The organism is Streptococcus sp. 1343, from assembly GCF_013277355.1.
In the GTDB taxonomy this organism is placed as follows: Bacteria; Bacillota; Bacilli; order Lactobacillales; family Streptococcaceae; genus Streptococcus; species Streptococcus pseudopneumoniae.
This window is the reverse complement of record NZ_VMMT01000064.1, coordinates 1-12,102: the sequence shown is the minus strand read 5'-3', so window position 1 is coordinate 12,102 and position 12,102 is coordinate 1. Positions and strand designations below refer to the sequence as shown.

The 12,102-nt window shown below is 40.3% G+C and carries 13 protein-coding genes and 2 pseudogenes; all 15 read right to left on the bottom strand.

The features are described 5' to 3' along the window. Nucleotide 1: 1 nt before the first annotated feature. Nucleotides 2-664, bottom strand: coding sequence for a thiamine diphosphokinase (locus HT709_RS09350; protein WP_166732368.1), 663 nt, complete (start codon nt 662-664; stop codon nt 2-4). After that, nucleotides 627-1,283: a ribulose-phosphate 3-epimerase gene (rpe, locus tag HT709_RS09345; RefSeq protein WP_000085022.1), complete on the bottom strand. Its 657-nt coding sequence runs from the start codon at nt 1,281-1,283 to the stop codon at nt 627-629. Before rpe ends, HT709_RS09350 begins: the two co-directional genes overlap by 38 nt. 10 nt (nt 1,284-1,293) lie before the next feature. After that, nucleotides 1,294-2,172, bottom strand: a complete 879-nt coding sequence (gene rsgA, locus HT709_RS09340; RefSeq protein ID WP_050102292.1) for a ribosome small subunit-dependent GTPase A — start codon at nt 2,170-2,172, stop codon at nt 1,294-1,296. A gap of 592 nt (nt 2,173-2,764) precedes the next feature. Then, entirely contained in the window at nt 2,765-2,959 is a 195-nt protein-coding gene (locus tag HT709_RS11950) for a hypothetical protein (RefSeq protein WP_226372460.1), read from the bottom strand. A 55-nt stretch (nt 2,960-3,014) separates the two neighbouring features. Next, the gene (locus tag HT709_RS09335) at nt 3,015-3,539 is read right to left on the bottom strand and encodes a hypothetical protein (RefSeq protein WP_001227793.1); all 525 of its coding nucleotides are present in this window, start codon (nt 3,537-3,539) and stop codon (nt 3,015-3,017) included. Between the two features lie 717 nt (nt 3,540-4,256). After that, nucleotides 4,257-5,129 (bottom strand): 16S rRNA (adenine(1518)-N(6)/adenine(1519)-N(6))-dimethyltransferase RsmA, encoded by an 873-nt coding sequence (gene rsmA / locus HT709_RS09330; protein WP_023941429.1) that lies wholly within the window; start codon nt 5,127-5,129, stop codon nt 4,257-4,259. A 130-nt stretch (nt 5,130-5,259) separates the two neighbouring features. Then, nucleotides 5,260-5,568 carry a hypothetical protein gene (locus HT709_RS09325; protein WP_000333264.1) on the bottom strand — a complete coding sequence of 103 codons (309 nt, stop codon included), beginning with the start codon at nt 5,566-5,568 and terminating at the stop codon, nt 5,260-5,262. Then, nucleotides 5,561-6,202 carry an ABC transporter ATP-binding protein gene (locus tag HT709_RS09320; protein ID WP_000565529.1) on the bottom strand — a complete coding sequence of 214 codons (642 nt, stop codon included), beginning with the start codon at nt 6,200-6,202 and terminating at the stop codon, nt 5,561-5,563. The genes HT709_RS09325 and HT709_RS09320 overlap by 8 nt, the downstream gene beginning before the upstream one ends. A gap of 1 nt (nt 6,203) precedes the next feature. Further along, nucleotides 6,204-8,234, bottom strand: a complete 2,031-nt coding sequence (locus HT709_RS09315) for a bacteriocin-associated integral membrane family protein (RefSeq protein ID WP_166727988.1) — start codon at nt 8,232-8,234, stop codon at nt 6,204-6,206. 103 nt (nt 8,235-8,337) lie between these two features. Further along, a complete protein-coding gene (locus tag HT709_RS09310; RefSeq protein WP_000815399.1) occupies nt 8,338-8,634 on the bottom strand; it encodes a lactococcin 972 family bacteriocin in 297 nt (98 codons plus the stop codon). A gap of 376 nt (nt 8,635-9,010) precedes the next feature. Next, nucleotides 9,011-9,910, bottom strand: a complete 900-nt coding sequence (locus HT709_RS09305) for a helix-turn-helix transcriptional regulator (protein WP_000904845.1) — start codon at nt 9,908-9,910, stop codon at nt 9,011-9,013. Nucleotides 9,911-9,981: 71 nt separating this feature from the next. Then, complete coding sequence (gene rnmV / locus HT709_RS09300) at nt 9,982-10,542, bottom strand: ribonuclease M5 (RefSeq protein ID WP_100104496.1); 561 nt, start codon at nt 10,540-10,542, stop codon at nt 9,982-9,984. Continuing rightward, on the bottom strand, nt 10,542-11,315 hold the full coding sequence (locus tag HT709_RS09295) for a TatD family hydrolase (RefSeq protein ID WP_054393098.1): 774 nt from the start codon (nt 11,313-11,315) through the stop codon (nt 10,542-10,544). The genes rnmV and HT709_RS09295 overlap by 1 nt, the downstream gene beginning before the upstream one ends. Before the next feature lie 301 nt (nt 11,316-11,616). Continuing rightward, a pseudogene (locus HT709_RS09290) lies at nt 11,617-11,751 on the bottom strand (LPXTG cell wall anchor domain-containing protein); the annotation flags it as partial. A gap of 203 nt (nt 11,752-11,954) precedes the next feature. Next, a pseudogene (locus HT709_RS09285) lies at nt 11,955-12,102 on the bottom strand (N-acetylmuramoyl-L-alanine amidase family protein); the annotation flags it as partial.

The window sequence follows — 12,102 nt, the reverse complement described above, 5'->3', positions numbered from 1 at the left end:
CCTACCTCCTGTCCTTACTATGCAGCACGACCACATAGCCAGCTGGGCAAGTCACCGAAACTTCCCTATCTATATATTCGTTAGAAGCGTACACTTTTTTAAAGAAAAAATTTTCCTCTGTCAACTCATACTTGGCACCAATAATAGTCAGCTGGCTATCCCGAACTGGCATAAAGGCTAGGTAGTCATAGTCTGAACGAGGTTCTAGCTGACTGGTCCCTTCTGGACAATAGGCAATCAAGTTTTGCCCATCCTCAATCGCTATCTGGCGCATATAGGGTGCCAACTTAGGATTGCTAGGCAGAAAGACATTAGCCAGCATATGGTCAATACGACCACCCAAAGCACCGAAAATAGTGACCTGAGCCTGAGGATTTTGTTCAAAGATGGTTAAGAGAGCCAATTCCAGATCTGTATCATCCTTTTCTGGTCGGGCTTGAACAAAATACTGGGCACGTTTTTGAATCACCTGTCGCTCTTCTTCCGTCACAGAATCAAAATCTCCGACTGCTAGAGCAAGAGGTAAGTCTTCTTCCAAGACCCAGAGCGAGCCTCGATCCACCCCAACAAAAGCATCAAAATCTGTCCGATAATGACCGCGGTTTCCGCCTGCAAAAACTGCAACCCTAGTCCAGTTGTTTTCTGAGAGTTTGTACTCGCTCATTGACTTCTCCCTTAAAGACATAGGAACCTGCTACAAAAACAGTCGCACCAGCTTCTTTGGCTTGAGCAATAGTTTGGTCATCAATCCCACCATCCACTTCGATTTCAAAGTTCAAACCTTTTTCCTCACGAAGAGCAACCAACTCACGAACCTTATCCATGGTTTCTGGCAGAAAGGCTTGCCCACCAAAACCTGGATTAACCGTCATGACTAAAACTTGGTCAACTAGATGAAGGACGTGCTTGATGGCTTCAACTGGTGTGCCAGGATTGATAACGACTGAAGGCTTAACTCCGAGTGAACGAATTTTTTGGAGGGCGCCATGAATATGAGGTGTTGCTTCTACATGGATACTGATGATGTCTGCACCTGCACGCGCAAAATCTTCCAGATGATGCTCAGGGTTTGACACCATCAAGTGGCAATCGAAAACCATCTTACTATGAGGACGAAGGCTCTCGACCACACCTGCACCAAAACTGATTTGCGGTACAAAATGACTGTCCATGATATCGATATGGGCATATTCTGCCCCAGTTGCTTCTAGACGTTTGATTTCACGTTCAAAGTTGGCATAATCTGCTGCCAGAATTGACGGAGCAATCTTGTATTGAGACATAGGTTTCTCCTTATTTTGGAATTTTTTTGCTGACTTTTTTATAGGTTTCTCTACGATTTTCAATTTCACTAAGGAATTGCAGGTAATTGTCAAAACGGAAGGTTGCAATAACACCCTCTTCAACAGCTGGTTTGACGGCACAAGACGGCTCATGGGTATGGGTACAAGTACGGAACTTACAATCTCGGCTAACAGTAGCAATCTCTGGGAAAGTCTGATTGAGGTCTTCAGCCCTTGATACTTCATAGTCCAAGGATGAAAATCCTGGTGTATCTGCGATTTTACCCCCGTTGAGATTGTAAAAACTAACAGCTCGAGTGGTATGGCGACCGCGACCTAGACTGTCTGAAATTTCTCCCGTTTCAAGATTGAGGTCTGGTGCGATTTTATTGAGAAGAGTTGACTTCCCAACACCTGTCTGCCCCATAAAGACCGTAACCTTGCCTGTTAACAAAGACAGGAGTTCCTCTTTACTGGTCACAAAGTCATAGCCGATGTCACCATAGGTCTGCTGGTAAAAATCCAGTTCTCCTCTATCTTCCAACAAATCCATTTTGGAAATATAGACGATGGGATGAATACCCTTGTGCTCCAAAAGAACCAAGAAACGATCCAGCAAATTGCTGTTAAAATCAGGTTCCTTGACGGACATGATTACTACAGCTTGGTCAATATTGACAATGGGCGGACGGACCAGACTGTTTTTCCGTTCGTGAATTTTGAGAATGTAACCCTCTGAATTTTCCTCGGCAGAGAAATCGACCCAGTCCCCAACGTAAGGGGTATGCCCTTTTTTACGAAAATTTCCACGCGCGCGTGTTTGATAGACCTGACCATCACTCTCTACATAGTAGAACCCAGCCAAGGCTTTAATGATTTGTCCTTGCAAAATAACTCCTTTAAAATTGTTAGTTCCATTATAACAAAAAAAAGCTATTTTAGCTTAGCTTCTCTTTACAATTTCGATAAGTCTATTCTAAAAGAAAAAGATACACTCACGCTTTAGATACAAAGTTTTATACAAAAATAACGAGTCTACCTCCTTATATAAAAACAGGCGAACAGAGAGCCTAAAACTCCCTGTTCGCTTTACTTTTTCTGTGTGTAATAGAAAAAACCTAATAAAGCAAGACAAAAAATATGAATATAAACTCCATACATCATGTGGGGAAAGACAGACTCTATAAAATAGCCTGGTAGATAGATGATTGGAAATTGATAGAAATCATAGGTCGTTAGAGATAGTAAACAAAGAACATACATAAATACTGCTACAATTAGAACCCATCCTTGCTTTCGCCATAGAAAAATCATCAATAAGAACAGACAAAGTAGATAGATTGACCAATTTCGCAACATAAATTGAAAACCATAAATCATACTTTCAGTCGTTTCTCCATCAATCACATCAACTACTTTATAGAAAGGTAAACAATAGCTCACTAAAAAAAGAAGGGGACTAATTATTTTTTTCATATTCTCTACCATGGATTATTTTGCAAGTAAGCTGACCATCTATCTCCATATCGAATCAAATGAACAGTATAATTAGTTACTACCCGATTTTCACCTGGTCCAAGCTTAGAAAAACCTGTGCTATACTCCCAACTACTTCTTGCACCTGGATGAAACCATTTTTGCTGGGATGAATACCAACCATCTTGTCTAACTTCCACACTTGAAGATTCTATTTCGATATCCCTTTCATGGAAGTCAACTCCTCCACTTATTTTAGTAATATTTTTTTTGTACACCTCCATCATAACTCACCCAGTGAACAACAGTATACAATTCCACACTATAAGTACTATTAAACTGACTTTGATGAGTAGTAATGTTTTGAGTATAAGCGTGCACTTTCTGTATACCAAAAATATGGTCTAATATATTCGTTGGTTTAGCAAGCTTATTGTAAGCCTCTTCAACAAAAGTAGCCTTCTCTAAATCAGCGGTATAAACAGTTTTTCCTTGTACTACTTGATTATTTATAGAAGTAATACGGCTATCCACAACAATGGGGGCCACCATATCTCCATCGCTAGTTTCTATTTTAGCTGCCTCTTTCACCTCATATACAACTCGATTTTCTTCAGACTGAATCACTTCTACCCCATTTTTTTCAGGTATAGATAATCTAGTTTGCCCATTAGAAACCGTTATATTTGGACCAATATTCTTCTCATTTGCATAAGTCGCAATAGGAAATCCTGATAGAACCACTGCAGACATAAGGCTATTGACTAATTTTTTTCTCATGAATATCTCCTTCCCATTTTCAAGAGAAGTAAAAATAGCTAATATAAGATGAACGTTTCCTTATATTTCAGAATAGGATATCTATCTGAAAGCAATTCACACTCCTATAGGTAACTGTTCCAAATCTTGGCTACATATATTTCAATAGTTTGCTACAAAAAACTCCTTTCTAAGTCTATTGAACATGCCCTTATTCACCTACTAATATATCACAAAAATAAATAAATACAAGACTGTTTTTTCTACTAGTTTTATGATAAAATAGTATTGTTAGGGTAAATTTCATACGTAAATGTCGAGCGAAAAATCGATGGAGCAGAAATCGGTAGACAAAGACTCGATTTCGTTGGTCCAGCCCCACAAGGCTAATCAGGTATTTCACGAGTTTAAAAATCTAATGAAGTGCCCAATCAACTACTGATTCATTGATTTAATACGAACTATAGTGGATTGAACCTAGAAATAGTAAACTAAGGATTCTAAAACGTTTCTAGAAATTAATTTGACTTTCCTAATCTCTTTGTTCATATCTTATTTCAATCTACTATATATACCAAAATGCTGGGACAAAAGTCTTTAAAATCAGAGAAACGCATATTATCAGGTGTTGGAAAACCTTGATAATATGCGTTTTATCATAGAAAGATCTACTTCATTTTTTACTAAAATTAAGTTTTTGTCCCAGCCTCTTTTGGCATTTTCATAGCTTAACTAACACTATTTAAAGATGTTTTGCAAGGCATCTGCTAGGCTGGCAAATTCTGCCAAGCTAAGGGCTTCTCCTCGTACACTTGGTGACAAGCCTGCTTGGTCCAAAGCCTTGGTCAGCTTGTCCTTGACTTCCTCAGTCTTGCCAAAGTAACCTGTCAAGTTATTCCACAAGGTCTTGCGGCGATGGGTAAAACTAGCCTTGGAAACCTTAAAGAAGAAGTTCTCGTCTTCCACTGCTACAGCTGGTTCTGGACGACGCACCATTTTCAAGATGGCCGAATCCACATTTGGCGCTGGCACAAATACCGTACGAGGCACGATAAAGGCAACCTTGGCAGTCATGTAATACTGAACCGCAATCGACAAGCTACCATAAGCCTTGGTATTCGGCTGAGCGGAGATGCGGTCCGCTACCTCTTTCTGCATCATAACCACAAACTCACTAAAAGGAATCCCACTCTCTATCAAGTGCATGAGAATAGGCGTTGTGATGTAGTAAGGCAAATTAGCCACTACCTTGATTGGCAGGTCAGGATTTTTAAAATTCTGGATATGTTGCGCCAAATTGACCTTGAGAATGTCCTCGTTGACCACGGTCACATTATCAAAATCACGCAGAGTATCTGCCAAAATTGGCACTAAACGATGATCAATCTCAAAGGCCATAACTTGAGCCGCACGCTCAGCCAGAAACTCCGTCAAGGCACCAATACCTGGCCCGATTTCGATGACATTGACCTGGTCATCAATCTCAGCCGTATCCACGATTTTTTGAAGGATGTTGGTATCCGTCAGGAAATTTTGCCCGAAGGACTTTTTAAAGGTAAAACCGTGACGCTCCAGCACTGCCTTGGTCACGCTATAATCTGCAATTCTCATCTATTCTCTTTTCTATTATCTGTTACTACTATTGTAACACATTCCCCTTGTATTTTGGGGGTGAAAATCATACCAAAAAACTATCTTTCCTCGTGAAGAAAGATAGTCTTGGAAATCTTTAAAGGGGGACTTAGCGGTTCTCTCGAAACATACGTTCAAAAAAATCAGCTTCCTGATAACTTCGATTTTCGGGTAGGGTCAAATCTACATCCTCCTCTACATCATCCACTGTCAGTTCAACCGTTTGAGGTAAATTTTTCAAACGATAATGCTTTTGCCTTTGCCCTTCAATACTAGCAAAATCAAGCAAATAGCCATTCACTCGGATTTGAACCAAAAGGAGATGATTGGTCATATTTTCCATGATGAGAATATCTTCTAAACCACCTCTGGCACTAGGATAATCAGATACCCTGCGAATACGGATTTTTTCACACATGAGCAAGTTCCCTCATATCAATGATTTCATCGGCCTTATTCCAGACTAGGGGATTATGGGTCGCAATGATGATCATTCGATTTTCATCTTTCAAGCCCACCAAGAGATTCATAACCTCCTCTGAATTTTCAGGATCAAGAGCTGCTGTTGGTTCATCTGCCAAAATCAAGGGTGGATTTTTCAAAATAGTCTTCGCAAGGGCAACTCGTTGAGCCTCTCCCCCAGATAAAGTATAAATTTTTTGTTCTAAATCCAAATACCCTAGATTAACTTTTTCTAAAGCCTCCACTTGCCTTTCCAAACGTTCTACTTTTGAGATTTTCTGACCGACAAAGCCCAAATCCAAATTCTCTTTGATTGATTGGTTTTCTAAGAGGCCAAAATTTTGAAAGAGATAGCCCATCTGGTCTCGAAAATACTCACGAGTGGGAATGGTTTTTAAATCTTTCCCCTGATAGAGAACCCTTCCACCATCTATCTTTTCTAACTTTCCTAAGATGTTCAGCAGCGTCGTCTTTCCGCTTCCACTCTTTCCGATTAAGGCATAGACCTTGCCCTTCTCCAGCTTGAGATTTAAACCAGAGAAAATCGCGCGGTCATTAAACTTCTTTTCCAATCCTTGAATATCAATCATCTTATTTTCCTTTCAATACTGCCATGCTACCAGCTTCTTCTTTTTTGTCCTGCCTTACTAAAATCAAGAGGGAGTTAAGCGTAAACAAAGCTACAACTAGAGCGCTGATCAAACCATCTCCTGTCAAAATACTAGATAGAACCAGGCCAAGCAAGAGAACTCCTCCTTGCGCCAGCAAGTACTTGCCATGAAGTTCATAAATTGTCATACCAGAAAGACGTTTAATCATAAGCTCCCGTCTGAACTGCTCAAAATAGAGAAGATTCATGGAATCAAATAACAAGATAGCCGTAGACAGGGTCAAAATCGTCCCAATAAGGAGAGAGTAAAACTCCACCCGTTTGTCATTTAGTACCTTGGCAAAAAATAGCTGGCTTTTTACCAAGTAAGAGACCTTGTGATACAGACCTTGCTCTTTTAGAGCTGTGATGCTGTCTCCATATCGATCTAGTTTCAAGGCACTATTAGCCGTAGTTCCCCACAACATCCCTGCAACAGGTCTTGTTCCAGTCGCTTGCGGCGTTAGAACTACAATAATCGGATCTTTTAGGTACTGACGTGTCGTCTTGTACCCATCGTTATAGAGGAAGCGTTCCTGTCCTGTTTCTGTAAAATCTAGCCTTAGCTGTGGGAGGTAGTGTTTCTGACTCGTCACTTCTACACTTTCAGATGAAAATCTTTGCAGGTAATCTGTAAATAATCCTTGATAGTAGGCAGACTGCTCTCGCAAGCTCTCAGGCAAGATCAGCCCAAACTCTCCCTCAGACAAGTTTTGCATCTTGTCCATAAACTCTGAAGAAACGGTAATCTTTTCTTCTATCAGATAGCGCGGTGAGACATAGATAACATTCCCTGACGGTGTGTAGTCACTGAGACGATTGCCATCTAGGTCCACTTCTGCTCCATCTGAGAAATTGTCAACATTGCTCATGATATAAAAAGAGTCTGTATTGGCTAACCGTTCTTCAGTAAATGTCTGCCACTCACGATTATCCTTACGCATTCCTTCTTCATCGGCAAATGCACTAGACCAACCAAAGGATAGACGGTAACGATCTGAGGACTGACTCCATTTATCGCTAGCTCTCTCCATTTCCTGCATTTCACGGTAGTGGGGTAGGAGAGCAGTCGCACTCGATCCGACCACCAGTACGGCTAAGAGTTGCCCCACCATCATCAATGTCATCATACGTTTGAGAGGGAGTTTCCCTTTCAATAGATCCACCAGACTATTTTCTTGTAAACCAAGTAGATACACGACACTTAGTAAGGTAGAAATCCCTGCCAAGGTCAATCCATAAAGTAGAAGAGCAATGATGACAAGTTGCACCGTTGCCATAAACAAGGCACCTTGATACCAGAGAATCCCCAAGCCCAAAAGACTGGATACCAGTACCGAGAAAATAAGTTGTCTCACATCTTCTAACACCGGTCTGAGAGCAACCCCAAACAAGCTCTCACCAGCTATTAAGCGAATCCCTGCTTGACGAAGGGACTTGATCCGATAAATCAGGGTCAGACTCATAAAAGTCAGCAGAAAAATAGCTAGACTCAGTAGCCCCATTGGGGTAGCAGCCAAGAGGACGACCATCGAAAATGCCTCCGTTCTATTCGAGACAACACCATTATAACCAAGTTCTTGCAGGGCGGTCTGTAAGCTCACTCCATCCAAACTTCCTGATACAATCAAGTAAGACCCTAATAAATCACTCGTTTCTGCACTCTCCTTGGAGGAAATGGTCAAACCTTCTGGAAGCTCTCCCTGACCATAAGTGGCATAGGTAAAGCGTGTTTCTCCAGCTTCATTTGGCTCAACAATCCGACGAGCGATGAGACTATTGTGCTCTACCGCCAAGTGACTCAAAGCCTCTGTCAGTTTTTCTCGATCAGCTACTGATTGGTCTAGCCCAGTACCCATCACATCAACAGAGGGATAGTTACCAAATAAAATCTCTTCTCGATGATCAACGGAATTTATCACCATATAAAGCGATACCAATACCATTGAAATCAAAATAAATAAACGTTTCATCATTTCCTCCAAAAAGTTACTTGGTCACCTGCTAGAGAGATGACCAAGTAAAGCATTGTTATCAACTCACCCAGAAATGTTTTTACTTTCTCGTGTATAATTTTTAATAATCATAATAAAAGCTTACTTGCTCGCCCCACGCAGTACGAATCCAAGCTCGAGATGTTCCTCCTGCATCAGCATATCCCTTATCAGATGAACTATTCCATCTGCTAGAAACTGTTGAACTATGGTATTTTGAGGGGTGATAGTAGTTTGAGTAAGCACCTCCGTTAGCCGAACCATACGTCCAGACACCACCACCTGGATACTTAACCGCGGCCGATACTACTGCTACTCCTCCACCTAATGTTGCTACAAGACTCGCTACAAGGGCTAATTTTTTAACTGTTTGTTTCATATTGATACTCCTCTATTTTTTATTATATCATAAATATTTATTATATATTGTCTATTTTCTATTCAAGTAAAACTAAGTCATGGATCATAGACCTTTTCAAAGCAACACCTCATTACATTCTCCTTTCTATCCGTGCCACCAATCTCCAAAACTAAAATATGTTAAAAACATGATAAAACCAAACATATCACACCTCCTTATTTCTATGTCATCTATTATAAAACTTATATCAATAAACTCCAAGGACACCAATGTCCTTAAAATCTAACTATTTCATATTATTTTTAGCTTATATCTAAAAAAACAGTTCTAAAGACGAACTTTAGAACTGTTTTGATGCGAGAACAGGGACATTTTTGTCACTGATTCACTATGTTTATAAATATTTTTTGACATCCTCTTGCCATTCCTCTGTCAATTTCTTTACTAGAAATTCATCTCCAATTAGCTGCGCAAATGTTTTAGAAGACTGATAAAATGATTCAGCTAAACTAAAATCTCTTTCTTCTCTTAATGCTTGCTTCCACAAAAACATAAATATAAGAGGTTTCTTTTGATAATCTTGAGTTTTATCCATAATTTCTTGTAAACACGATAGATAATCATTAAAACAATCAGTTACTCCTACCTTTTCAAGACAACACATTCCTGAAATAAGAGTATCTCTAATTATAAAGTAATTCTCTATTTGAGTTACCTTCTTCTGTTCCAAAAGAAAGAGCATTAGCTTTTCGATTTGATTTATAAATTTGGCAAGATCTTTTCTAATGAGCATTTGATAAAAAAACAAACGAATCAACAACATATCATTTGTTGAATAAACTTCTTTTTCTATGATCTGAGGCATATGTTCCTCAAGTATTAACTCTGCATATTCAGGCCTTCTAGTTCTAGAAGTATCCAAACACGCCTGCAATACTTCACATGCTAATTGTTCTTCTTTAGGAAGATTATCAAAGTATGTTTTATAAATCTCTTCCAAACACGCTTCTTTCTTATCATACTCCTCTTCTTTACCATAGATTGGTTCACGTAAAATCTGGTATTTCAATTCTAAATAAGCAGAAGGAAGAGCTGAAAAATCTGGCATAAGGCTATAAGCTGGAACTCCTAGCCGGCGAGCAATATAGTCTAACTTGGGCAAACTCGGTTGCGAAGCTCCACTCTCAATTCGCGACAGTTGACGAACTGTCAGTTCTTGCTCATCTCCACAGAAATCTGGACGACTAATTCCTTTTTCTATCCGAATCTCTTTAATTTTTTGACCAATTAACATCAGACACCTCCTCTTCTACCTGCTTCGAAAAATACTGTGAAACTTAAAAAATTGTAACGGCTACATCTTTCCTACTCATAAGATTTCATAGCTTCTTCCACTTCTGCCAAAGTAACCCCAAATAACTCTAGGCGTTTGAGGAGTTGCTTGCCGTTGGAATAACCGATTCGGAGAGCCTCTCCCAGATACTCTCTGCGTCTACGACTGTCTGCTCCCGCTAAGAAACCTAGGCGAATCAAGTCGCTACGACTGATGTCAAACTGACTCTCATGTTCAAATTGTTCTGTCACCTGAGCTAGAGCCGTTTTCAGGTCTTCATAGCTGGCATGTTCTATTCCCAAAGAACGCCCCTTGGTTTTGGACTTAGGAACAGCTTCATCTCGTTTGAGAAAGGCATGCTGAACTGTTGGAATGGCCGTCATAATCATGCGACGAATCCGCTCCCCATTAAAATCTGGGTCTGTAAAGACAATGACTCCATGACGTTGGTGCAGGCGCTGAATCCGCTCTATATCCTGATCATTGATGGCAGAACCTCGTGTCTCATAGGTCTCTACATCGAAGTAACGTTTGAGATTGACCGTATCATCGCGACCTTCAACCACGATGACTTGGGAAATTTTCTCTTTCATTACTTGCTGTCCAATCCAAAAATGCGTTCTGCATTTGCAGTCGTTGCCGCCGCTAACTCTTCTGCCGTCATCCCACGCAAGGCAGCAATAAAGTCCACCACATAGCGAGTATAGGCTGTTTTGTTTTCGCGACCACGTTTAGGAACAGGAGCCAAGTAAGGCGCATCCGTCTCCACCAAAAGCTTATCCAAAGGTAACTCTTTAGCTGCTTCTTGGATGTCAGTTGCCTTCTTAAAAGTCACCACTCCTGAGAAGGAAATGGTCATACCAAGCTCGACAAACTTCTCTGCCCACTCAAGCGTCCCTGAAAATGAATGCATGATACCACCTCGAGAGCCAACTCCCTCGCTCTTGATAATCTCATAGGTATCTTCCAGCGCATCACGGGTATGGACAACAAAAGGCAAATCCAAGTCCTTAGATAGCTGAATCTGACGGCGAAAAACCTGCTCCTGCACCTCTTTGGGCGCTGTCATCCAATGATAATCCAAACCAATTTCACCTAAAGCCACAACCTTGGGATGCTTGAGCTTGTCAAGCAAGTAAGCCTCGACTTCCTCCGTGTAAGTCCCTGCTTCTGTAGGATGCCAACCGATAGTCGCATAGAGCTGGTCATACTCATCTACCAACTCCAAGGCACGCTCAATCGTCGGTTGATCAAAACCAACAATATTCATCTGTGTCACACCCATCTCAGCAGCCAAGGCAATTTCTTCTGCCTCACGACCTGCAAATTCTTCTACATTCAAGTGTGTATGTGTATCAAAAATCATCTCTTCTAACCTCGTTTTCTATCTTCTATTATACCAAAAAAGAGGAGGGGTACCCAATTTTTCGGTTTCCCTCCTCTCTTTAATAGAGCTATTCTGCTAGCTTTTCTACTCGATATTACCCATCTCCTGTCCCACAGTTAGAGACAGAAGAGACTGGTTACATTGATAGAATATCCCTTTTCAGCTAAAGTGTGCGATTATCTTGGGTTCTCACTTTTCTCACCCATCACTAGGATTGATGATTTCTCCAAATCCCCCTTATAATCTAACTTTAAGTAGAGAATAGAATTTTCTAGCTATCCTATTTTCTACGTCTAGCCTTTCTTCCTAGCAAAGCAAAACCACTTGTTGCCACCACTAGACCAAGACTAGCAAGTGCTGCACTTGATGCTGAACCTGTGTTAGGTAATTATTTGCCAGCAGGCACTTTAACAGTTGATTTTTCATCAGTAACTATGTACTACTCTAGATTCAATCTATTATATAAGAATGTTGAGTTACTAGCTCATCCTTCCATTATCTCTTATATTACAAAATACTCCATAATCTCCAGTAGCATAAATCTGGCTAGAGATTATGGAGTTATTTTCAGCCTTAATATCCTATCAAAAAATAATATTAAGATTCATTCAGTTAGATTTAGTTTACCAATTCACCATTAGCATTGACTCTATAGCCGTTTACTGTTGTATTGACTGCAAGCATACCTGATTCATCTACATAGTACCATTTCCCACTAACTTGGAACCATTGGCTAACTTTCATATCGCCATTACTATTGAGGTAG

What these genes read in the sequence shown, in the direction of transcription:
- HT709_RS09350 (WP_166732368.1), bottom strand. Translation starts at nt 664, where the DNA reads ATGAGCGAGTACAAACTCTCAGAAAACAACTGGACTAGGGTTGCAGTT.
- rpe (WP_000085022.1), bottom strand. Translation starts at nt 1,283, where the DNA reads ATGTCTCAATACAAGATTGCTCCGTCAATTCTGGCAGCAGATTATGCC.
- HT709_RS09335 (WP_001227793.1), bottom strand. Translation starts at nt 3,539, where the DNA reads ATGAGAAAAAAATTAGTCAATAGCCTTATGTCTGCAGTGGTTCTATCA.
- rsmA (WP_023941429.1), bottom strand. Translation starts at nt 5,129, where the DNA reads ATGAGAATTGCAGATTATAGCGTGACCAAGGCAGTGCTGGAGCGTCAC.
- HT709_RS09325 (WP_000333264.1), bottom strand. Translation starts at nt 5,568, where the DNA reads ATGTGTGAAAAAATCCGTATTCGCAGGGTATCTGATTATCCTAGTGCC.
- HT709_RS09320 (WP_000565529.1), bottom strand. Translation starts at nt 6,202, where the DNA reads ATGATTGATATTCAAGGATTGGAAAAGAAGTTTAATGACCGCGCGATT.
- HT709_RS09315 (WP_166727988.1), bottom strand. Translation starts at nt 8,234, where the DNA reads ATGAAACGTTTATTTATTTTGATTTCAATGGTATTGGTATCGCTTTAT.
- HT709_RS09310 (WP_000815399.1), bottom strand. Translation starts at nt 8,634, where the DNA reads ATGAAACAAACAGTTAAAAAATTAGCCCTTGTAGCGAGTCTTGTAGCA.
- HT709_RS09305 (WP_000904845.1), bottom strand. Translation starts at nt 9,910, where the DNA reads ATGTTAATTGGTCAAAAAATTAAAGAGATTCGGATAGAAAAAGGAATT.
- rnmV (WP_100104496.1), bottom strand. Translation starts at nt 10,542, where the DNA reads ATGAAAGAGAAAATTTCCCAAGTCATCGTGGTTGAAGGTCGCGATGAT.
- HT709_RS09295 (WP_054393098.1), bottom strand. Translation starts at nt 11,315, where the DNA reads ATGATTTTTGATACACATACACACTTGAATGTAGAAGAATTTGCAGGT.